Here is a 21,107-nt window from a genome sequence, read left to right as displayed (position 1 = left end):
CCCCTTCAGGAGCGCAACGCCCCGCTCAAGCGGGACGATGCTGTTGTTCCATGGTCAGCCTTCAGCCTCTTCATAGGCCTCCATCGGCGGGCAGGTGCACACGAGGTTGCGGTCGCCATAGGCATTGTCCACGCGGTTAACCGGCGCCAGGTATTTATCGACGCCGAAGGAACCTGCCGGATAACAGGCCTGCTGTCGTGAATAGGGACGGTCCCACTCACCAACCAGGTCGGCCAGCGTGTGCGGGGCATTCTTGAGCGGATTGTTTTCCGCATCGCTCCTGCCCTCCTCGATATCCCTTGCCTCCTGCCTGATCGACAGCATGGCATCGACAAAACGGTCGAGTTCCGCCTTTGGCTCGGATTCAGTCGGCTCCACCATCAGCGTGCCCGCGACCGGCCAGCTCATCGTCGGTGCATGGAATCCGCTGTCGATCAGCCGCTTGGCAATATCGTCCACGCTCACATGCGCGCTTTCCGCGAGCGGGCGGGTGTCGAGGATGCATTCATGTGCCACACGGCCATTGTCGGATGTGTATAAAATGCCATAGTCGTCCTTCAGGCGGGCAGCAATATAATTGGCGTTCAGGATGGCAACCCTGGTTGCCTGGGTGAGCCCTGCGCCGCCCATAAGCAGCACATAGGCCCAGCTTACCGGCAGGATGCTCGGCGAGCCGAAGGGCGCCGCCGAAACGGGTCCTACGGCTGATTCATACTCCGGATGGCCGGGCAGATACTGCGCCAGATGCGCCTTGACGCCAATGGGCCCCATGCCGGGACCGCCCCCGCCATGCGGGATACAGAAGGTTTTGTGCAAGTTGAGGTGGCTCACATCGCCGCCGATGTCGCCAGGGCGGGAAAGCCCCACCATGGCATTCATATTGGCGCCATCGATATAGACCTGACCGCCGTGATCATGGGTGATCCGGCAGACCTCCTGCACGGTTTCTTCGAAAACGCCGTGGGTCGAGGGATAGGTGATCATGCAGGCCGCCAGTGCTTCGCTGTGAAGCTCGGCCTTCTCACGGAAATCAGCAAGATCGATATTGCCTTTTTCGTCGGCCTTCACTGGAACGACCTTCCAGCCGGCCATCTGGGCGGATGCCGGATTGGTTCCGTGTGCGGACGTCGGAATGAGGCACACATTGCGTAAACCTTCACCACGGGCGATGTGGTAGTTGCGAATGGTCAAAAGGCCCGCATATTCGCCCTGTGCACCCGAGTTCGGCTGCTGGCTGATCGCATCATATCCGGTTATCTGGCAAAGCTTGTCGTTCAGATCCGCAATCATCTCGAGATAGCCGGCTGCCTGATCCTGCGGCACGAACGGATGCATATTGCCGAATTCGGGCCACGTGACGGGGATCATCTCAACGGCAGCATTGAGCTTCATCGTGCAACTGCCGAGCGGGATCATTGCCCGGTCCAGCGCCAGATCGCGGTCGGCCAGCCGCCGCATATAGCGGGTGATCTCGGCTTCCGCCCTGTTGAGGTGGAATATCGGGTGGGTAAGATATTCGCTGTCGCGCAGCGCGTGCTGCGGCAGACGGTATTCCCGGTTGGCCTCGCTGTCGTCTTTCATATCACCGCCGAATGCGGCCCAGACGGCTTCGATGGTTTCCGGGCGTGTCTGCTCGTCAAGGCTGATACCGACACGGGTCGAACCGATCTTGCGCAGATTGATGCCGTGTTCGACCGCGGCATTCATGACCACACCCTGCAGCGGCCCGACCTCGACCGTGATCGTGTCGAAGAACACTTCCGGCTGCACGTCGAACCCGAGGCTTTCAAGCCCCTTGGCAAGACGCGACGTTTTGCGGTGCACGGATTGGGCGATCGCCTTCAGACCGTCCGGACCATGGTAAACCGCATACATTGATGCAATTACCGCAAGCAGCGCCTGTGCGGTACATACGTTCGAATTGGCCTTTTCGCGGCGGATGTGCTGTTCGCGGGTCTGCAGCGCCAATCGATAGGCCTGGTTACCGCGGCTGTCGATCGACACGCCGATAATGCGGCCCGGCATAGCCCGCTTGTAGGCATCCTTGCTGGCCATGTAGGCCGCGTGCGGTCCACCATAGCCCATCGGCACGCCGAAGCGCTGAGTCGAACCGACGGCAATATCGGCACCCATTTCTCCAGGGGACTTCAGCAATACGAGCGACAGCGGATCTGCCGCGACAATTGCCAGCGCCTTGTGCTCATGCAGGGCGGCGATCGTTTGCGTGAAGTCACGCACGTGACCATAGGTCCCCGGATACTGAAAAATGGCGCCGAAAACACTTTCCGGATCAACATCTTCGGGATTGCCGACGATCACGTCGATATCCAGAGGTTCCGCACGCGTCTGGATCACCGCAATATTTTGAGGATGGCAGTTTTCGTCAACGAAGAATGACGTGGCTTTCGACTTTGACGACCTCTTTGCCATCGTCATCGCCTCGGCGGCGGCAGTCGATTCATCAAGCAGCGAGGCGTTGGCGATGTCCAGGCCGGTCAGATCGCTGACCATGGTCTGGAAGTTAAGCAGCGCCTCTAGCCGTCCCTGTGAAATCTCCGGCTGATAGGGCGTATAAGCCGTATACCATGCCGGATTTTCTAGAATGTTGCGCAGGATCGGTGCCGGCGTTGTGGTTCCGTAATATCCCTGACCGATCAGCGAAGTCAGCATTTTGTTCTTGCCGGCCACCTGCTTCATGTGGAAGAGCGCATCGCGCTCCGTCATGGCAGGACCCCAGTCCAGTGCTTTTTCCTGGCGGATGGCCGGGGGCACAGTCGCATCGATAAGTGCATCCAGTGATTCAAATCCAAGCACCTGCAGCATATCGGCCATCTCCTCGGGAGACGGGCCGATGTGCCGGCGATTGGCAAAATCATAGGCTTCGTAGTCGGTCAGTTCGAAGGCCATTGCGGTATCCTCTTAGCCAATCAGTGCCTTATAGGCGTCCAGATCCATGAGCTCCTCGAGCTGGCCGGCATCAGACAGTTTCACCTTGTAGATCCACGCATCGCTCTCCGGCGTGTCGTTCAGCGCGCTCGGAGTGTCGGCCAAAAGTGCATTGGCTTCGACCACCTCGCCATTGACCGGCGCGAAGATCTCCGATGCCGCCTTCACGGATTCGATCACGCCGATCTCGTCACCTTTTTCGAACGCATCGCCGGCGTCCTTTTGTTCAACAAAGACGATCTCCCCGAGTTGCTCCGCCGCATGCGCGGTAATACCGATGGTGGCGATATCCCCCTCGACGGTTATCCATTCGTGGTCTTCTGAATAGTAGGTGGTCATGGTCTCGTCTCCGAACCTAGCGTTTGTAGTTCTGCTGTACGAAGGGCAGTGCGACAACACTTGCCGGTTGTACCTTGCCTCGAATGATTAAATTGACTTTTTCGCCGGGGCTGGTGTGACCCGCGCTCACATAACCCATGGCAACCGGACCGCCGACGGTCGGGCCGAAGCCGCCTGAGGTAACTGTGCCGATCGTGTCGCCATCAAGGCTCTGGATCTCGACGCCGTGTCGCGCCGGGATTCGGCCATCGGGTTTGATGCCCACGAGCTTGCGGGCGGCGCCTTCGGCGATTTCCCTTTGAATGCGTGCAGCCCCGGGGAAACCGCCCTCCTCGCGCCGACGCTTTTGTATCGCCCAGGTCAGCGAGGCTTCGATGGGCGACGTATCATTGTCGATATCGTTGCCGTAGAGGCAAAGACCCGCCTCCAGGCGAAGGCTGTCACGTGCGCCAAGGCCCGCCGGCTCGCAATCGTCATGGGCAAGAAACACCTTTGATATCTCGATGGCTCGGTCTTCGGGGATGGAAATCTCAAAGCCGTCCTCGCCCGTATATCCGAGGCGAGAGACGCGGCATTCGGCGCCCATGATATCGGCCACGACGGTTTCCATGAATTTGAGGTCTCGCGCCACGGGACAAAGCTCGCCGACTACGTCTTCGGCCTTTGGGCCCTGAACGGCAACCAGCGCACGGTCGAATATCTCTGTCACCTCGACGCCATCGAGATTGTCCGCCATATGCGGAATGTCCTGATGGCGCATCGAGGCGTTGACGACGGCAAACAGGTAATCGCCCGCATTGGAGACGATCAGATCGTCCATGATGCCGCCGTCCTCATTGGTAAAGAAGGTGTAACGCGCCTTGCCTTCCGGCAAAGTCGTGAGGGCCGAGGGCACGAGCGCTTCAAGTTTCAGTGCTGCGTTTTCGCCCCGCAGGATGACCTGACCCATATGGCTGACATCAAAAAGAGCTGCCTTGGTGCGGCACTGATTGTGCTCACCCATGATACCCATGGGATATTGCACCGGCATTTCCCATCCGGCGAAATCAACCATTTTGCCGCCGAGTTCGACGTGCAGGTCGTAGAGCGGAGTTCGTTTCGACATTTCAGACATGAGCCTTCACCTTCTATGAATATTCTAGGGGATCAGCCGCGAATGACCATGACAGTACAATGCGCATTGCGCACGACACGAGCAAGATTCGGGCCGATCTCGAAATTCGGAAAATCGCCTTCGGCAGAAGCCATGACGATCATATCAAATCCGCCCTGATGCGCGAGTTTGAGAATTTCACGATAGACGCTGCCCTGCTCGATATGCGCAGAAACCTGTTTCGCACCTGCCTGATCCAGGATCTGGCGCACAACGCCTTCAACATGGTCCTTTGCACCCGCTCCGTAATTTGCCGGCAGGTTCGGGAGCCGGATAATTTCCGGAATGACCGAAACCACTTCCAGTTCTGCGCCGTAGAACTTTGCCTGTTCAAGGGCAACCGGCAGTGCCTTCTTCCAGGAATTTTCATCCGTATGATCGATTGGTAGCAAGATTTTGGTCGCCATCTGTCCTCTCCTTTCATTGAGGGGAAGAGATGACCCGGCCGGCAGCCGGGTCATTCGGTAATGCTGGATTATTCGGCCGCGGCGCTCTCTGTTTCCGTCTTGCCGCCCGATGCGAAGAATTCACGCGTCAGCTTGAAGATAATGGGGCTGAGCAGAGCCAGCGCAATCAGGTTCGGAATAGCCATCATGGCATTCAGCGTATCGGCCAGCAGCCAGATGAAACCCAGATCGGCCGTCGCACCGAAATAGATCGCAACCACCCACAAGATGCGGTACGGAAGCAGCGATTTCGTGCCGAGGAAAAACTCGACGCATTTTTCGCCGTAGAAACTCCATCCGAGAATGGTGGTGAAAGCGAAGATCGAAAGCGCAATGGCGATCAGATAGCCGCCGATACCCGGCAAAGATGTTTCGAATGCGAGCGAAGTCAGCGCCGCGCCGGATTCACCGGAAACCCAGGCTCCCGAAGCGATGATGGCAAGTCCGGTGATCGAACACACGATGATGGTGTCGATGAACGTGCCGAGCATGGCGATAAGGCCCTGGTTCACGGGACCGGCGGTTTCTGCCGCTGCGTGCGCGATCGGGGCCGAGCCGAGACCCGCCTCGTTAGAAAACACACCGCGCGCGACACCAAAACGAATGGCTGCCCAGACAGCGGCGCCGGCGAATCCGCCTTCGGCGGCTGACGGGGTAAATGCATGTGTAAATACCAGCTCGATCGCGGTGCCGATCGAACCGATATTGACCAGCAGCACAAGAAGACCGGCAACGATGTAGGCAACGGCCATGAACGGAACGAGCTTGCCTGCAACCGCGCCGATACGGGTGATGCCGCCAAGGATAACACCGGCCGTCAGAACCATCAGCACAATGGCTGTGGCTTCAGCAGGTACGCCGAAGTTTTCGTTGATCACATGCGCAACACCATTGGCCTGCACGCCATTGCCGATGCCAAAAGCGGCAATCGCGCCGAAAAGCGCAAAGGCCGGTGCTAGCCAATACCACTTCGATGAAAGGCCGTTCTTGATGTAGTACATCGGGCCGCCGACATAGTTTCCAAGCTCATCCTGCTCACGGTATTTCACCGCGCACACGGCCTCGGCATATTTGGTTGCCATGCCGACCAGCGCCGTCATCCACATCCAGAACAATGCGCCCGGCCCGCCAAGGAAGACGGCTGTGGCGACACCGGCAATATTACCGGTTCCGATCGTTGCAGAAAGCGATGTCATGAGCGCGTTGAAGGGGCTGATCTGACCCGCACCGTGGCCTTCACGGCCTTTCCACAACAGGCTGAAACCTGTGCCGAGCTTCAAGATCGGCATGAATTTCAGCCCGGCCTGGAGGAAAAATCCGACCCCCAGAATAAGAACCAGCATGACCGGTCCCCAGACAATCGAGTTAATCTGCCCTACTAAGTTGGATAACGCTTCCATGGTTTGCCTCCCGTTGCGCTCCGCTGTTTACCCCTTGGGCCTGTGCCGGCTGTTTGGCTGGCCAAGGGGCGATGGAAAATCTTTCAGGATTTAGAGTTGCGATCCTCACGCGTGAATTGCACGGCCAAGCGCATCGAGGCAGGCTTCCTTCACCGCCTCCCCCATGGCCGGATGGGCGTGGCACGCGCCGGCAACTTCCTTGATGGACACCCCCTTGGTCATGGCCAGAACCAGCTCGGCAATCAGATCGCCGCCATGGGCACCGACAATATGGGCGCCCAAAAGAGCGCCGTCCTGTGTTGCCAGAACCTTTACCGCGCCATCCGTTTCTCCGGTGGAACGGGCGCGCGAATTTGCCATGAAGGTGAATTTTCCCGAGATATAGGCCACGCCCGCTTCTTTCAGCGCCTCTTCGGTCTGACCGACCGACGCAACCTCCGGGTCGGTGTAAACCACACTCGGCACCGTCGTGTAATCTGCGTGGCCCTGCCCGCCGGCCAGTGCTTCAACGCAGGCAACACCATCTTCTTCAGCCTTGTGAGCCAGCATCGGGCCGGGAACACAGTCGCCAATGGCATAAATTCCGGGCACCGAGGTCAGGTAGGCGCTGTCAACCGTTACAAAGCCGCGATCGTCCAGGGCCACACCAAGTGCATCAAGCCCCAGCCCCCGGGTCACTGGGCGGCGCCCGACGGCCACAAGCACCTTGTCGGCGTCCAGCGCTTCGTGGATGTCCCTGCCGAGACGCTCCAGGGTGAGCGTCAGGCCATCAGGACCTTTTTCGACGCCCAGCACCTTGCGGCCAAGCTGAAATTGCAGCCCGCGTTTGCTCAGCGCCCGCTGCGCCAGCTTGGCGATCTCGCCATCCGTGCCCGGCAGAATGCGATCGAGATATTCGACCACAGTCACATTGGCCCCGAGCCGCGACCACACCTGGCCCAGCTCAAGTCCGATGACACCAGCCCCAACGACAACGAGCCGTTCGGGAACACTGTCGAGAGCCAGGGCATCTGTCGAATTGAGAATGTCGGTTCCGTCGATTTCGAGACCTGGCAGCGGCGTTGGTTCCGATCCGGTGGCGATCAGGATGTTTTTTGCGCCAAGTGTGCGGCTGCCGCCTTTATCCGAAACATCGACACGGCCCGGCGCCGGGATCGACGCCCATCCTTCGACCAGATCAATTCCGTTTTTCTTGAAAAGAAAGGCAATGCCCTTGGTCAGGTCGCCAACAATCTTGTCCTTGCGGGCCATCATGGCGGGAAGGTTAAGCTGCGCGCCCTCAATTGAAATACCATGCGCGGTGAGGTGCGACAGCTCGGCATATTTGGCCGAGGACGTCAAAAGCGTCTTCGATGGAATGCAGCCCACATTCAGGCATGTCCCGCCCAGAGAGCCGCGCCCCTCGACGCAGGCAACGCTCATGCCGAGCTGAGCGGCGCGAATGGCGGCGACATAACCGCCGGGACCGCCGCCAATGACCACGAGATCATAAGTTTGCATGTCGGATGACCTTTGCCGTCAGTAGATGGGATATTGGGCGCACAGTTTTTTAACCTGGGCGCTTGTTCTGGCCTCGACCTCGCGGTCGCCTTCGGGTTTGGCCGCAAGCCCGTCGAGAACGTCGCTGATCAGGTGTCCGATCCTGCTGAACTCTTCCGGGCCGAACCCGCGGCTGCAGCCGGCGGCGGTACCGAGGCGAATGCCGCTGGTAACGGCCGGTTTTTCCGGATCGTCCGGCACGCCGTTCTTGTTACAGGTGATGCCGGCACGCTCCAGCGCAGCCTCGGCGGCATTGCCCTTCACGCCCTTGGGACGAAGGTCCACCAGCATCAGGTGATTGTCGGTGCCGCCGGAGACGATTGCACAACCGCGGGCAATCATCACGTCCGACAATGCCTTTGCGCTGTCGACAACCCGTTGCGCATAGGCTTTGAATTCCGGTTTCAGCGCCTCACCAAACGCAACGGCCTTGGCGGCGATCACATGCATCAGCGGTCCGCCCTGAAGGCCTGGAAATACAGCGGAGTTGATCTTTTTTGCGATTGCATCGTCATTGGTGAGAATGAAGCCGCCGCGCGGTCCGCGCAGCGTTTTGTGGGTGGTTGACGTGACCACATGGGCGTGCGGCAATGGCGACGGATGAAGCCCGGCGGCCACCAGCCCGGCAATATGCGCCATATCCACCAGAAGCCAGGCGCCGACGTCATCGGCGATCTCCCGGAAGCGGGCAAAGTCGATGACACGCGAATAGGCGGAGGCCCCGGCTATGATCATTTGAGGTTTTTCGGCTCGCGCAATGGCGGCGACCTGGTCGAAATCGATGCGGCCATTGCTGTCAAGGCCGTACTGAACCGGATTGAACCACTTGCCGGACATTGCCGGTTTAGCGCCGTGCGTCAGGTGACCGCCCGCATCAAGGGACATGCCCAGAATCGTGTCGCCCGGCTGCAGGAGCGCCAGTTTCACCGCTCCGTTGGCTTGCGCGCCTGAGTGAGGCTGCACATTGGCAAATCCGGCCCCGAACAAAGTCTTCAGCCGATCGATCGCCTCGGATTCGACAACATCCACGTGCTCGCAGCCGCCATAGTAGCGGCGGCCGGGATAGCCCTCGGCATATTTGTTGGTCAGTAGCGAGCCCTGCGCCTGCAGCACGGCCTTTGAGACAATGTTCTCAGAAGCGATGAGTTCAATCTGATCGGCTTGACGCGTGCCCTCCGCTGCAATCGCCTGGGCCACCACAGGATCGGAAAAATACAGATCCGTCTGAAACATACTTTCCTCCAAAACCATGCCTCCCGTTTCGTTCAGAATCTCGTTTTGGGCATATTTCGCACGTATAAGAGATTTTTCCACTAAAAGCAACATTTTCCATCTTAAGAAACATTATGTGCAAAACCGCGCCTTTTGACCTTGATCGAAACACAAGCTAAGTTATGTCTACAATTGGAGAATCAGACCATGGAACCCGTTTTGCCAACCGATGCCGCGGAAGGATTGGAGGCGCCCGACACTTCGAATCTTGGAAAAATGTTTTATGACGCACGCAAAAAAAAGGGCTGGACCCTGGAGGAAACCGGCAAGGCAGCGGGGATCGGCCGTTCAACGCTTTCCAAGATAGAAAATGACCAGACAAAGCCCAGTTTCGACGTGGTCCGGCGCCTGACAAAGGTTCTGGGTCTTGAAACCCCGCAGCTTTTTGTTCAATCCAGCCAAAGCGGCATATCGGGGCGACGCGATTATACGCTGGACGGCATGGGAGAGCGGCAGGAAACGCCGACCTACGGCCACGAGCTCCTTTGCACCGAACTGAGCAGCAAACGCATGCTGCCCTATATCAGCACCATCAAGGCAAGGGACATTTCCGAGTTCGAAACCTGGATCCGCCACGGCGGTGAAGAATTCATGTATGTGATCAGTGGCGAACTGACCTTGTTTACGGAACACTACAGGCCCCTGGAAATGAAAGCCGGAGACTCGGTCTATTATGATGCCGGCATGGGACACGGATGCGTATCGACCGGCAAGGAAGATGCAAAGGTGTTGTGGGTATCGCTGGAGTTCTGACGGCCCGCGCGCCGTGCGATCATGGCCGCCTTGGGGTGATCCGGCAGGCTTTGATTTCAGTCCGCTTCTTTACTGCGCCTGTCTTCGGCAATGCCGGATACGGTTTGCCGCATCGAGCGTGTCGTGTCCCGCGTTTGGCGGGTTTCGTGCCCGTAGCGGGAACTTGCGAGCAGCCGCATTATGTCTGCAGCACCCTGATGAAAACCGCCCGGAAGTCTGAGCCCCTGGAAAGTATCGCGGATTTCTTCCATTTCCCGGATCCAGCGTGCTGCATCCGCCGGCAGTCGTGGAATGTTGGCCTCGGCCTTTTTGAGTACGGCGTTCTGACTGCTTTCCAGTTCAGCAATATACGTATCGAGAAATCCCATCTCTTCCGCCGCCAGAAGGCCGGCGGTCAAAAGCGTATTCATGCCTTTGGTCAAAGCGGCATAGGCCATCTTGAATCCTGACGCCTTGCCGACGTCAGGGCCAAGACGCCTGAGGTCGAATGCCGCCGAGTCCAGTGATTTCAACAGGTCGCAATCATCGCCTGAAGCATAAAGCCGGGGGCGGCGATCCCCTCTCGGCGGCCCGCCGACAAGCCCGCCGTCGACAAACCGAACAACGGTTCCCGCAAAGGACTGCGATATCGAAAGCACCGTTGCCGGCGACACGGCATTGGCCTCGACAAAGGTCAGTGGTTGCCGGAGCGTTTTTACGATATGTGCGACTTCGCTCGCCGCTGATGCAGCCTGCGACGGCGGCAGGATGGAAAACACAATGTCCGATGCTCCGACCAGTGTTTCCAGGTTTTCCGCCGCACCAAGACCGGCATTTTGCGCACGGTGACGGGTTTCTTCACTGCGCCCGTTCAACACGGTCCTGACGGTCAGCCCCGTGGAATTCAGCGCAGCGCCGACAGCGGCACCCATCTCTCCGGCACCGATGATGCCGATTTGCGGCCGTTTACCCTGCGACATTATCTAGTCCTCCATCACCGCCAGGAAAGTGATTTGCAGACAGCAGCCATCGGGAAGATCCGCAACATGCGCGTGGCGGGCCGGCCGCGCGGACTCGTCCGGGTAAATCTCAAGCCAGTGCGGGTTGACCAGTTTCCGGTCCGCCTTGTCGCGGAAATACAGATCCATCTTGATGACATCCTGCCAGTTTGCACCCGCCGCTTCGAGGATGGACTGCATGTTCCTGAAGGCAGTTTCCACCTGCACGGCCTTTTCCCCAGGGTAAGTTCCGGTTGACGGATCCAACCCGGATATCGCTGAGCTTGCAAGGATGCCACGGTGGATGGCGGCCGCCGGGATCGGGTTCCGGTGACGCGGAACATCCGGCGGGTCGACTGAATTGATCACTACGCACCGCCTTTCTGGTGTTTGATCGGATTGCGCAACGTACCCAGGGGTTCGATGGCAATGCCGATCGTACCCGTTTCCTCGCCGATCAAAAGGCTCTTGTGCCCCCGCTTGAAGCGGCCGGCGCCCTTCCCCGTGGTTCCAAACGATATCATATCGCCCGGCTCGAGAGTGAAGTAGCGACTTGCCTCGGCGATGCATTCTTCGACGCGAAAACGATAATTGCCCGTGTGATCGCGCGTGAAGACCTCGTCGTCGAGCGTGCCGACAACCGTCAGGTCATTCGGATCCGGCACATCATCCTTCGTTGTGATCCACGGCCCCATCGGACCGAAAGTGTCGGTGCCCTTTGAACGCGTGTGGTAGACATAAAAAGCATCTGTGTCGTCCGGGCCGTTGAGGTTGCGCCAAGTATAGAACTCCGGACGCGCCATGTCCTTGTCGTAGGTGACCGCGATACTGTCCTTTTGAAATTTCAGGCCGTGCGACGTCACGTCGTTGTGGATGAGATAGCCAAAAACATAATCGAGCGCCTCCTCCACCGTGATGTGCTTGGCGCGTTTTCCGATCACGGCACATATCTCGGGCTCTGGAATAACAGCTCCCCAGTCCGGGTCGACGATGATCGGCTTGCCGTGACCCTGCAGCGCAGATGGCGGTTTCAAAAAGAAGTTGGGAACGCCGGGGTCCCGGTGCGCCTTTTTCATCAGTTCCCTGTTGTTGAACGCCACGCCCAGGATTTTGGACGGGTTGGGCAGTGGTGGTGCCCAATCAGCGCCATCCAGCGCAATGCCGTCCACCGTATCGGCCGCAAAGGCCAGTTCGCCCAATATGTTCTGAACTTTGCCGTACTGCGTGACCAGTTCTAGCATATTGCCCAGGCGCGAAAGGCCTGCCACTTCTGCAACATCGGCCAGCCGCCGCGCCCTGCCGTCGCTGCCCCTGACAATCGCAACGGGCTCTTCGTTCTCAATAATCGTTCCGAACTTCATGACCAATCACCAGCTCTCGAGAAACGCTTCAAGCGTTACGGGCGTTGCTTCCATCAGTGGCTTTTTCACCTCCACATCTTCGAACTCGCTCGCCTCGAAGAACCACTTCTTCGGTGCCGGAAAGCCCCACAGTTGAGAGCGGCGTGTATCGCTAAGGTCCCACCGCTTGGGTTTATGATCGACATCGATCACGTTGTAGTGGCTGGTGAATATTTCTATGCGGTGTCCGTCAGGGTCCCGGAAGTAGATAAAGAACGCATTGCCGATGCCGTGGCGGCCGGGCGCGCGGTCCATGGTGTCCGCAAGTCCGAGCGAAGCCATCACATCGGCGGCGTGTATGACATTGGCCACTTCGGGCGTGTGGTAGGCGAAATGATGCAGGCGTGGCCCCGGCCCGTTGCCGAACACGACATCCTGCGTGTTGTTCTTGCGCTTGAGCCACACACCCCACATTTCCTCGGTACCATCCTTGGCGGTGTATTCGGTCAGGCGGAAGCCGAGATCGCTGTACCATTCATAGGCGGCGGATACATCGTGGCAGGCAATCTGGATGTGATCGAAAAACGCCAGCCTGCCGCCGGCATGCGTGTGGAAACGCTGCATGCGCGCTTCGTCCTGGTCCATGGTTGCGCAGAACTCGATCGGAACACCAACGCCGTCGTGAAGCTGCAATGTCAGCCCCTGATGGGGCCGCTCAACAAATTCGGCCTGTTGACCACGTGAATTGAAGTGCTCATGCGCCCGCTTCAAATCATCATCCGTGTAGGCGCGGTAGCCGATACGGCGGCAAAGGCCCGGCCCCTCCCGGTCTGTTTTCTCAAAGACAAGCGAATGATGGCTGGTTTCTTCAAGCGCCCGCAAACACAACCGGTCCGCATCGTGATGCGTCACCTCCAGACCAAGGCCGGTCTCGTAAAAATAGCGGGTCTTATCGAGGTCCCTGCTGGTCAGAACAACATGGCTTATACGCGTTGTGTTGAAAGGCGGGGACGGGTTCGGCGTTAACACGGACATCTGCTGCTCCATGAATTTCAATGTTGCCGAGACAATAGAACAGAAGCCCGTTCCAATTGGCCGCAAATACAGCTAATTTCACAATGTGAAATTAGCTGTCACAGGATTGCGATGACATCGTTCAGTAATATCAAGTCGGTTGAACGGACACTGAAGGTGCTTCATCAACTCAACAGACGCCCGATTACGACAATTCAGATGCTGCATCTGGACACCGGACTGCCCTCTCCTACACTGGTAAGAATTCTGGAAACGCTTGAAAATCTCGGCTACGTCAAGAATGTCGGCCGCAGGGTCGGCTACACGCTGACAGAAAAGATCGTCGAATTAAGCACCGGGTTTCACGGCTTCCCCGTCATTTACGAACGAGCGGGGAAAATCCTGTCTGATCTGACAGACCGGCTCCTGTGGCCGGCAGCGCTGGCGACCCTCGACGAAGATGCAATGGTCGTGCGGCTCAGCACAATTCCGCAAAGCCCGCTGTCGCACGCGCATTCAACGCTGCAAAAGCGTCTCGATATGCTCACACGGGCGCATGGCCGCGCGTATCTGGCTTTTTGTCCGCAGGAAGAGCGGGGCCGGCTGCTGGCATTGCTCGTGAAAAACGGCCACAGCCACATGAGCGTAAAAGATCTGGAGGCCCGTATGCGCCCGATCCTCAATCGGGTCAGGCGGCTTGGATATGCCGTGCGGGATCACGAGATCGATCCGCAAACGACGACGATTGCGGTTCCGGTGCCGTTGGAAAACAAGGTCATCTCAACAATCGGCCTGACCTTTTTCAGGAGCGCTCGGACAAACCGCAACGAGCTTATAAATGAACTCAAATCCGCCGCATCGGCAATCGCTCAATTGGATCGCGACGCCGATGGCGACTGATATAGCCCTGATCTGCTTTTATTGAAAATTGACACCGTGCCATCTGGTGGCACAATTGATGTCATGCTGAAAGAAAACAGATCCCTTGAACGGGGACTGATCGTCCTGGAAACCCTGGCCCGGCATCGTGCCATGTCCCTGAGCGAAATCCATCGCGAGACAGGTCTCGCGAAATCGACTTTGCGCCGGTTGCTGGCGACACTGATATCGAGACGCTTTGTGCGCCGTTCGCTCTCCGACAAGCTTTACCGGGTGACGGTGACCTTGCCGGACATATCGATCAGTCCCGTACCGCCCGGACTGGCCCTGGTGGCGGACATCGGCCTCACCCACGCTCTGGTTTTGACCAAAAAGATCGGCTGGCCTTCGGACATCCACATTTTTGAAGAGCACTGGATGCGCATTGTTGAATCGACACGCGCCGTCAGCCCGTTCAGCCTCTATCTCGGGCAGGTCGACCGGAGGCTGAATATCTTCGGCTGTGCGACCGGACTGGCATGTCTCAGCCAGATGGATGAAGGTCGGGTTCGAAAGCTGTTCAAGGAACCGGCCAAGGGATCGAGATTTTGTCCGCTGCGCTTCGGAATCACCTGGAAGAAACTGCAGGAACACCTGACCCAGACTCGAAAAAACGGCTACGGGGTGCGCCATCCGTATTACGTCGGCGAAACCGTGGTGAATGACAAACTGTCTGCAATCGCCCTGCCGTTGCGGCGCGATGGGGAACTCTGCGGAGGTGTTTCGCTGTTGTGGCCTAGGGAGTTCCTGCCCGCTTCAGAATTTGCGGAAAAGTATCTCGCCGATCTCACGGAGACTGTTGCGAGGATCGAAGCTGACCTGGACGGATTTGGTCCGGCAAAACAGCAAATGGAGCACGGCAGTCAAATCAGCAATCAGGCGTCCGGGGGCAGATGACCGCCCCCGGACGAAGGCGTTATTCCTTGAGAACACCGGCCTCACGATAGTAGCGGGCAGCACCCGGATGGAGTTCCATCAGCCCGCGCTTTGAAGCCGCGAACTCTATATTCAGGGCCTTTGCCCACGGAGCCTCGGATGTCACTTGCTCGATGTTTTCCCAGAAGGCCTTGGTGACCTTATAGACCGTCTCTTCGTCCAGGTCCGCGCGAACGCTGATGCCGACAGCGGTATCGAACGACCCGACTGGCGTCTCGTTCTTCTGACCGCCATACATGCCATCGGCGACATCGGCGCGATAGCGCCATTTGCCCAGCCATTTGTCGACGGCTTCTCCCTCATCGCTTTCCGGCCCGATAAAGCGCAGATCCTCGGTTTCGGTGAACTGGATGAACTGGCCGCACGGGTCGAGGCAACCATTGACGTAAACATCTATTTTGCCGTCCAGAAATGCCTGATATCCGGTTTGCCAGTTTGCCTTGATAGCTTCGTAATCCTCACCGGCAACCAGTCCCGTGGTCGCCTCGACCCAGCCTTTGGCGGCATTGTAGGCGCCACCGCCCTGGGGTCCGAGGAACACCGATGTGCCCTCGATGTCGTCAAGCGTCTGGATATCGCTGTCGGCGCGAACGGCGAAGTGATATGCGCCATAGGGAAACCACATCAACAGGTCGACATTTTTAGCCAGTTCCGGCGCTTCGGGCTCTTTCTTGTACATGGCCTTGCCGGCGGACATCAGGTTGTAGATCACCGGGCTTGTCATTGCCATATCGAGATTGCCGCGGCCGACCTCCATCTGGTGGAGCGTTGCCGCGCCACCACCGGACACCTCAACGGAAACATCGTCTAGATTGTCGGAAACAACATTGGCAAAGGTTGCCATGGTTATGGCCTGCCCGAGGCTTGGAGCAATGGTTGCCATTTTGAGGGTCTGGTCTTCTGCAAGAGCAGGAGACGCAAAGATCAGTGCCGCAACGGCGGCGGTTTTCAATTCACGCATGAAGTATCCTCCCTGGATTGTAGTTTTCTTGTTTATGCAGACATCGTGTCGACCGGTGATGGTTCTCCTTTCAGGAATCGATGCCCGACGATGAGCATTGCCGACGCGACAAATGCCGGACCGGCGATGGAAGTATTGGGAATCAGGATTGCAATGCCGGCCAGCCCGCGGGCAATCCGCTCGAGCCCCCGCAGACGGTTCTTCTCGTAACCGGCAAGCGCGGAAGTCAGCAGCCACATCGAAAGCGCGAAGGCCAGGACAATCCAGCCGAGCTCGGTCCAGCCGACACTGGATATGTCAATCATCGCCTTTGATGTCGGCAATTCACCGCCGAACCATTCAAACAGGACCTGTAATTTGTAGAGCACCGCGGGGTGGTAAACGAAGACAAAGGGGATGATAAAACCGGCCAGGGACAAGCGTGCCGCCTGAAAGCCGGTTTTCACCGGATCTGCCTGCGCAATCGGTGCTGCGGCAAAGGCCGCCAGCGCCACAGGAGGCGTAACGGTCGAAATAACGGCAAAAAAGACAACGAAAAGGTGCAGCGTAAGCGGCGCAATGCCCACCGCATCGATACCGGAACTCAGTGCAATCACAATGATGAAGTAGGTCGCGCCGGGCGGAAGGCCCATTCCAAGAACGATAGCGCCGAGTGCCACGACGACAAGCGTTCCGAACAACGGCCCCGATGCCAGCTGCGCCAGCAGCAGCGACAGGCGTCCGGAAAAGCCGGAAACCTGGATCAGACCGACGATCAGACCGATTGCGGTTACGATCACAACAATCGATGCGGACATGTGACCGGCACTCACGAAGGAAGTGTAGACCTTGCGCCACGCCCGGAACTCGGGGAACAAGACAAGTGAACAGACGATCGCGGTCACAAACCCGTAGAACCCGGCCTTCGGAACGGACGGTTGCGCAAAAAGAAAGTAGCTGAGCACGCCAAGCGGCAATATGAACACCAGGCACTGCACCATTTCACGTCTTGTAAGACCCTGCCTGTTTTCAGATGGCAGCGGACCGACGCCCTGCCGGCGGGCCTCGAAAAACACCGTCAGGAAAATGCCAAGGTAGAAGAACGCAGCCGGCACGATCGCCGCCACCACGATGTAGCGGTATTCGAGACCGATCTGGCCGGCAACGAAGAACGCAACAACACCCATCACCGGCGGCATGACCTGACCGCCCGTTGAGGCGGCGGCTTCGACCGCAGCCGCAAAGGCCGGTCTGAATCCCGATTTCTTGATGACCGGTATCGTCATGACACCGGTTGAGACCACATTCGAAATGGCTGCACCGCTGAGCGTACCGAAGAGGGCTGATGAGGCCACGGCGGCATGCGCCGCACCACCGGTAAAACGCCCGGTCAGCAAATTGGCGATCTTCATCAGAAGATTGCCGGCGCCCGATGCCATCAATACCGCGCCGAACACGATGAATATAAGGACGTTGCCGGAGACGACCTGCAGCGGCTGGCCGAACATGCCGCCCGTCTGTGCCCAGAAATTAAGCACCATCGACCGCATCGACTGAGAAAAACTGCTTTCTGATCCCGCAAAGATACCCGTCCATTCCGGCAACAGGCCGCGTATGAAAAAATAGATGATCCAGAACAGGCAGAAGCCGACGATGAATGTGCCGAATTGCCGCCAGGTCAGATAGAGCGTCAGCACGGTGGCAATTGGAAACAGGATGAAATCGACGGGTTGCGCCGAGGGCAGCGCACCGCCGTCGACCGCAAACAGCTTCAGCACCCATGCCATGAAGGTTGCGACCGCCAGCGCCGCGAGCACCCAGTTCAACCACCGCCAACGCATCTGCAAGGACAGAAATGAAATTGCAAAGGCGAAGAGGATAGGTAGACCGAGAATAAGGCCCGTGGGTAACAAAAACGCCCGTTCAAAGCTCTTATAGGTGGAGCCAAGCCAGTGCTCTTTCAAAAGCACACGCTGCTCCCGTCGCGACATTTCTTCGAAATTGGCGGTGGTGGTCTCGATAAACCAGCGCACGAATTCCGTCAGCGGCCCTGAGGCCGCGTAAATCAGGATGACAAACACGAACAGGAAGGCAATGAGGTTCGCAATTCTGATTTCCGCGGTTTTCGGCGCCGTCATCCACTTCCCTCCGCGCCGCCACGCAATCGCTTTGCTTCCCACAGATAGGTGTTGCGCGCGGTTGCGTTGACTTCTGCCTCGGCAAGCTCTGCCATCGTTGTCGCCTTGAGATCCTGCGCGGGCTCCCCGAGAGCAATCAGGTGGTCACACAATTCGAGCCGCCACTGCAGATCGCCAGTCGTCTCGGCCGCCTTCAGCAATTCTGCGGTACCGCCTGCAAGACGCGCTATATGAGCGGCCCGCTCTCTGGTGGACAATGTTCCAAGATGGGTCGGATTGCCGCCATACCAGCCGAGCGTGCCGGCCGCGAATGCCCGCGCGGACCATTCGATCTTGCCATAGAACTCACGCAGCCAGGGTTTGTCGGCCAATTCCGCGGGAAGCGCAATCGAAGCCGCGATATCATCCAACGACAGACCACGGTCCATTCCGTCAACGGTGGAACGGATCACATGCATGATCGCCGACCGGGTCGTTGTCAGCACCTCTTGAACATTTTCCGCACCGCGCACCGGCATTGTATGACCCGGGGCGAGTACTTCAGCACCAAGCCCTGCAAGCAACGCAAGACTGTCTGCCCATGTCGCGAAATCGCGATAGGGCGTGCCGCGGATGGCATAGAGATTGGGGAACGCATGATACCAGTTGTCGCCCGAAAACAGCACCTTCTGCGCCGGCAGCCAGACAACCATGTGATCGGCGGTTTCTCCCGGAGCCATGATCAGCCGTGCCGCAACACCGTCCAGATCGATATCGCGGTCGGAGGATATGCGCTCGGTCGGCGCCAGGTGACCTGCACCCATCCCTTCCATGGGTCGGTCGCCGGGTCCACAACCCAGAGAAATCCGCTCCTGCGGGCTGAGCCCGATACCGAATTGCGCCTGAGTACGCCGGCCGAGGGCTTTGTTGGGAGCAATCACCCGCTCATCCACGCCCACGAGATCGGAACTGAAGGATGCACTCGCCAGAACAGGAATGTTCCTGTCCGATGCAAAAACGACGGCACCCGAAATGTGGTCCCTGTGGCTGTGGGTATAGATGATCCGCCCTACCGGCTTGTCGGTAAGCTTGCGGAACTCTGCCAGTATGTTCTCAGCCGCTTTTGTGCTTTCGGTGGTGTCGATGATGGTGACGCTTGCCGAACCTTCGACCATATATACGTTGGAAGCGGCGAAACCCACGGCGCCCCAGATGCCCGTGTCCAGTTCGACCACTGACTTGGTGAACTGACTGGCGTTATGTTCAACTAGAGCTGCGTTCGGCATCATTCGCTCCCGTATTTTCGCGTCACCCGGGAACGGTATTTGACGGTCAGTTCTTCATCCACCTCCGATCCGTCATAGAGAAACGGCAGGATGCCCTTGCGGGCGGAACGCCCGCGCATGGTCCTGATATCGTCATCGGAGCATGTCACACGCTGTGCAAGCCGCCGGCCCCATGTTGCCAGGTGACCGTATAGCCGGTCGACCTCGGCCTGGTGGGCATTGTCCTTGGCAAGGTCGTAAAACTCGTCAGGATCATTCTGCAGATCGAAAAGCATGGGACGGAAGCCGCCCTCCGCATGCATCAGCTTGTAGCGACCGTCGAAAACCATAAACAGCCGCGCGTCACGCGGCTCCAGGCCCAGCTTCACACATTGTTGTGTCGCGGAGTAATCGTATTCGCTGACAGCGAACGCGCGCCACGGCGGCGTTTCACCATCGAGCCACGGCTGTAGTGAACGGCCTTCGATGATGTGACCTGGCACCTCGCCACCCGCAGCCTCGATAAATGTGGCCGCCAGGTCGACTGATTCCACCAGTGCGTCGCAAGTCTTGCCGCGTGTCGTGTCGGCCCGTGAGCGCGGATCGTAGACGATGAGCGGGATCTTGACGCTCGACTCGTGGAACAGATCCTTCTCGCCCATCCAGTGATCGCCGAGATAATCGCCGTGGTCCGAGGTCAGGACGATCATCGTGTCGTCCATGCGTCCGGATTCTTCAAGATAATCCAGCAGCACGCCCAGCTGGTCATCGCATTGCTTGATCAGGCCCATATAGGCGGGGATTACCTTCTGGCGCACATCCTCGCGCTGAAAAGCCTGCGAGATCTTGCTGTCCATATAGGCGCCGAATACCGGGTGGGGATTGTCGCGCTCGACGTCATGACGCAAGGCCTGCGGCACGTTGTTGGATCCAAACATATTGTGATAGGGCGCCGGAACGATATAGGGCCAGTGCGGCTTGATGTAACTCACATGGGCACACCAGGGGGCCTCGGTCTGCTCGATGAATTCGATCGTCTTTTGCGTCAACCAGGGAGTTTCGCTGTCCTCTTCGCGAATATTGGCTGGTTTGTCGGCATTGGCAAACATCCATCCCGAGGCTGTATTGCCATCCTCGTCCACTCCGGCATTGGCAAAATCGGCCCAGGGATTTTCCGACGGATAGCCCTTGGACTTGAGATACTCATTGTAGGGAGAGCGCTTCTCGTCATAAAAGCCATCCGGCCCCTCCCCCCATAGTCCATCGTCGCGGATCCATGTGTCGAAGCCGCATTCGGCCTGGCGCGCGCCGATGATGCTGTCGGGGCTCAGTCCGAGGCGCGCCATGCCCTCAGCATCGGCGTTCATGTGGGTTTTTCCGATAAGCCAGCAATCCATGCCCTCGCGCCGCAGATGGTCCCCAAGGGTCTGCTCACCCACGCGAAGCGGAAATCCGTTCCATTGCGCTCCGTGCGAGGATACGTAACGCCCGGTGTAAAAACTCATGCGGGAGGCACCGCAGATCGGCGACTGCACATAGGCATTTGTGAACCGCACGCCCATCGCCGCCACCCGGTCAAAATTGGGCGTATGCAGATGCGGGTGCCCGGCACAACTGAGATAGTCATGGCGCAGCTGGTCATACATGATGAACAGGATGTTCATCGCAGCCCCGGTGCGCATGCGGATTTGAGCATTTAAATTCCTCCCGGACCGACTGTGCCACAGAGAGGCTTTTCACCTAAGCCAAATT

The 21,107-nt window shown here is 58.2% G+C and carries 18 protein-coding genes; 3 read left to right on the top strand and 15 right to left on the bottom strand.

What is annotated here, in order from left to right:
• Nucleotides 1-54: 54 nt before the first annotated feature.
• The 7 genes from gcvP to glyA form a co-directional block, all read right to left on the bottom strand.
• Entirely contained in the window at nt 55-2,907 is a 2,853-nt protein-coding gene (gene gcvP, locus ABVT35_RS19630) for an aminomethyl-transferring glycine dehydrogenase (RefSeq protein WP_368468649.1), read from the bottom strand.
• A gap of 12 nt (nt 2,908-2,919) precedes the next feature.
• A complete protein-coding gene (gene gcvH / locus ABVT35_RS19625; RefSeq protein WP_368468647.1) occupies nt 2,920-3,285 on the bottom strand; it encodes a glycine cleavage system protein GcvH in 366 nt (121 codons plus the stop codon).
• A gap of 16 nt (nt 3,286-3,301) precedes the next feature.
• Nucleotides 3,302-4,399, bottom strand: a complete 1,098-nt coding sequence (gene gcvT, locus ABVT35_RS19620) for a glycine cleavage system aminomethyltransferase GcvT (RefSeq protein ID WP_368468645.1) — start codon at nt 4,397-4,399, stop codon at nt 3,302-3,304.
• A gap of 32 nt (nt 4,400-4,431) precedes the next feature.
• Nucleotides 4,432-4,845 (bottom strand): universal stress protein, encoded by a 414-nt coding sequence (locus ABVT35_RS19615; RefSeq protein ID WP_368468643.1) that lies wholly within the window; start codon nt 4,843-4,845, stop codon nt 4,432-4,434.
• Between the two features lie 68 nt (nt 4,846-4,913).
• Nucleotides 4,914-6,284, bottom strand: coding sequence for an alanine/glycine:cation symporter family protein (locus ABVT35_RS19610; RefSeq protein ID WP_368468641.1), 1,371 nt, complete (start codon nt 6,282-6,284; stop codon nt 4,914-4,916).
• 105 nt (nt 6,285-6,389) lie between these two features.
• Nucleotides 6,390-7,784, bottom strand: a complete 1,395-nt coding sequence (gene lpdA, locus ABVT35_RS19605) for a dihydrolipoyl dehydrogenase (RefSeq protein ID WP_368468640.1) — start codon at nt 7,782-7,784, stop codon at nt 6,390-6,392.
• Between the two features lie 18 nt (nt 7,785-7,802).
• On the bottom strand, nt 7,803-9,056 hold the full coding sequence (gene glyA / locus ABVT35_RS19600) for a serine hydroxymethyltransferase (protein ID WP_368468638.1): 1,254 nt from the start codon (nt 9,054-9,056) through the stop codon (nt 7,803-7,805).
• Nucleotides 9,057-9,242: 186 nt separating this feature from the next.
• Here glyA and ABVT35_RS19595 point away from each other — a divergent pair, with 186 nt between their 5' ends.
• Entirely contained in the window at nt 9,243-9,848 is a 606-nt protein-coding gene (locus tag ABVT35_RS19595) for a helix-turn-helix domain-containing protein (RefSeq protein ID WP_368468636.1), read from the top strand.
• Between the two features lie 56 nt (nt 9,849-9,904).
• Here ABVT35_RS19595 and ABVT35_RS19590 read toward each other — a convergent pair whose 3' ends face one another.
• From ABVT35_RS19590 to hpaD, 4 genes are read right to left on the bottom strand one after another with little or no spacing between them, the layout of a single operon-like run.
• Entirely contained in the window at nt 9,905-10,807 is a 903-nt protein-coding gene (locus ABVT35_RS19590; protein WP_368468634.1) for a DUF1932 domain-containing protein, read from the bottom strand.
• A gap of 3 nt (nt 10,808-10,810) precedes the next feature.
• Nucleotides 10,811-11,194 carry a RidA family protein gene (locus tag ABVT35_RS19585; protein WP_368468632.1) on the bottom strand — a complete coding sequence of 128 codons (384 nt, stop codon included), beginning with the start codon at nt 11,192-11,194 and terminating at the stop codon, nt 10,811-10,813.
• The gene (locus tag ABVT35_RS19580) at nt 11,194-12,186 is read right to left on the bottom strand and encodes a fumarylacetoacetate hydrolase family protein (RefSeq protein ID WP_368468630.1); all 993 of its coding nucleotides are present in this window, start codon (nt 12,184-12,186) and stop codon (nt 11,194-11,196) included. Before ABVT35_RS19580 ends, ABVT35_RS19585 begins: the two co-directional genes overlap by 1 nt.
• 6 nt (nt 12,187-12,192) lie before the next feature.
• The gene (gene hpaD / locus ABVT35_RS19575) at nt 12,193-13,200 is read right to left on the bottom strand and encodes a 3,4-dihydroxyphenylacetate 2,3-dioxygenase (RefSeq protein WP_368468628.1); all 1,008 of its coding nucleotides are present in this window, start codon (nt 13,198-13,200) and stop codon (nt 12,193-12,195) included.
• Between the two features lie 111 nt (nt 13,201-13,311).
• Between hpaD and ABVT35_RS19570 the strand changes: the two genes are divergently transcribed.
• Together ABVT35_RS19570 and ABVT35_RS19565 are read left to right on the top strand one after the other, a co-directional pair.
• Nucleotides 13,312-14,079: a DNA-binding transcriptional regulator gene (locus ABVT35_RS19570; RefSeq protein ID WP_368468626.1), complete on the top strand. Its 768-nt coding sequence runs from the start codon at nt 13,312-13,314 to the stop codon at nt 14,077-14,079.
• 63 nt (nt 14,080-14,142) lie between these two features.
• On the top strand, nt 14,143-14,994 hold the full coding sequence (locus tag ABVT35_RS19565; RefSeq protein WP_368468624.1) for an IclR family transcriptional regulator: 852 nt from the start codon (nt 14,143-14,145) through the stop codon (nt 14,992-14,994).
• Between the two features lie 19 nt (nt 14,995-15,013).
• Here ABVT35_RS19565 and ABVT35_RS19560 read toward each other — a convergent pair whose 3' ends face one another.
• The 4 genes from ABVT35_RS19560 to ABVT35_RS19545 are packed head-to-tail and all read right to left on the bottom strand — an operon-like array spanning nt 15,014 to nt 21,019.
• Nucleotides 15,014-15,994 carry a TAXI family TRAP transporter solute-binding subunit gene (locus ABVT35_RS19560; RefSeq protein WP_368468622.1) on the bottom strand — a complete coding sequence of 327 codons (981 nt, stop codon included), beginning with the start codon at nt 15,992-15,994 and terminating at the stop codon, nt 15,014-15,016.
• Nucleotides 15,995-16,026: 32 nt separating this feature from the next.
• Nucleotides 16,027-18,111 carry a TRAP transporter permease gene (locus ABVT35_RS19555; protein ID WP_368468620.1) on the bottom strand — a complete coding sequence of 695 codons (2,085 nt, stop codon included), beginning with the start codon at nt 18,109-18,111 and terminating at the stop codon, nt 16,027-16,029.
• Nucleotides 18,108-19,376: an alkyl sulfatase dimerization domain-containing protein gene (locus tag ABVT35_RS19550; RefSeq protein WP_368468618.1), complete on the bottom strand. Its 1,269-nt coding sequence runs from the start codon at nt 19,374-19,376 to the stop codon at nt 18,108-18,110. Before ABVT35_RS19550 ends, ABVT35_RS19555 begins: the two co-directional genes overlap by 4 nt.
• Nucleotides 19,376-21,019: a sulfatase-like hydrolase/transferase gene (locus ABVT35_RS19545; protein WP_368468616.1), complete on the bottom strand. Its 1,644-nt coding sequence runs from the start codon at nt 21,017-21,019 to the stop codon at nt 19,376-19,378. Before ABVT35_RS19545 ends, ABVT35_RS19550 begins: the two co-directional genes overlap by 1 nt.
• Nucleotides 21,020-21,107 lie beyond the last annotated feature (88 nt).

This window comes from Hoeflea sp. TYP-13 (assembly GCF_040932035.1).
In the GTDB taxonomy this organism is placed as follows: Bacteria; Pseudomonadota; Alphaproteobacteria; order Rhizobiales; family Rhizobiaceae; genus Hoeflea_A.
This window is presented reverse-complemented; position numbering and strand designations above follow the sequence as displayed.

Bases quoted from the DNA above. Each gene is read 5' to 3' on its own strand.
- gcvP (WP_368468649.1), bottom strand. From the start codon at position 2,907: ATGGCCTTCGAACTGACCGACTACGAAGCCTATGATTTTGCCAATCGC.
- gcvH (WP_368468647.1), bottom strand. From the start codon at position 3,285: ATGACCACCTACTATTCAGAAGACCACGAATGGATAACCGTCGAGGGG.
- gcvT (WP_368468645.1), bottom strand. From the start codon at position 4,399: ATGTCTGAAATGTCGAAACGAACTCCGCTCTACGACCTGCACGTCGAA.
- ABVT35_RS19615 (WP_368468643.1), bottom strand. From the start codon at position 4,845: ATGGCGACCAAAATCTTGCTACCAATCGATCATACGGATGAAAATTCC.
- ABVT35_RS19610 (WP_368468641.1), bottom strand. From the start codon at position 6,284: ATGGAAGCGTTATCCAACTTAGTAGGGCAGATTAACTCGATTGTCTGG.
- lpdA (WP_368468640.1), bottom strand. From the start codon at position 7,784: ATGCAAACTTATGATCTCGTGGTCATTGGCGGCGGTCCCGGCGGTTAT.
- glyA (WP_368468638.1), bottom strand. From the start codon at position 9,056: ATGTTTCAGACGGATCTGTATTTTTCCGATCCTGTGGTGGCCCAGGCG.
- ABVT35_RS19595 (WP_368468636.1), top strand. From the start codon at position 9,243: ATGGAACCCGTTTTGCCAACCGATGCCGCGGAAGGATTGGAGGCGCCC.
- ABVT35_RS19590 (WP_368468634.1), bottom strand. From the start codon at position 10,807: ATGTCGCAGGGTAAACGGCCGCAAATCGGCATCATCGGTGCCGGAGAG.
- ABVT35_RS19580 (WP_368468630.1), bottom strand. From the start codon at position 12,186: ATGAAGTTCGGAACGATTATTGAGAACGAAGAGCCCGTTGCGATTGTC.
- hpaD (WP_368468628.1), bottom strand. From the start codon at position 13,200: ATGTCCGTGTTAACGCCGAACCCGTCCCCGCCTTTCAACACAACGCGT.
- ABVT35_RS19570 (WP_368468626.1), top strand. From the start codon at position 13,312: ATGACATCGTTCAGTAATATCAAGTCGGTTGAACGGACACTGAAGGTG.
- ABVT35_RS19565 (WP_368468624.1), top strand. From the start codon at position 14,143: ATGCTGAAAGAAAACAGATCCCTTGAACGGGGACTGATCGTCCTGGAA.
- ABVT35_RS19560 (WP_368468622.1), bottom strand. From the start codon at position 15,994: ATGCGTGAATTGAAAACCGCCGCCGTTGCGGCACTGATCTTTGCGTCT.
- ABVT35_RS19555 (WP_368468620.1), bottom strand. From the start codon at position 18,111: ATGACGGCGCCGAAAACCGCGGAAATCAGAATTGCGAACCTCATTGCC.
- ABVT35_RS19550 (WP_368468618.1), bottom strand. From the start codon at position 19,376: ATGCCGAACGCAGCTCTAGTTGAACATAACGCCAGTCAGTTCACCAAG.
- ABVT35_RS19545 (WP_368468616.1), bottom strand. From the start codon at position 21,019: ATGAACATCCTGTTCATCATGTATGACCAGCTGCGCCATGACTATCTC.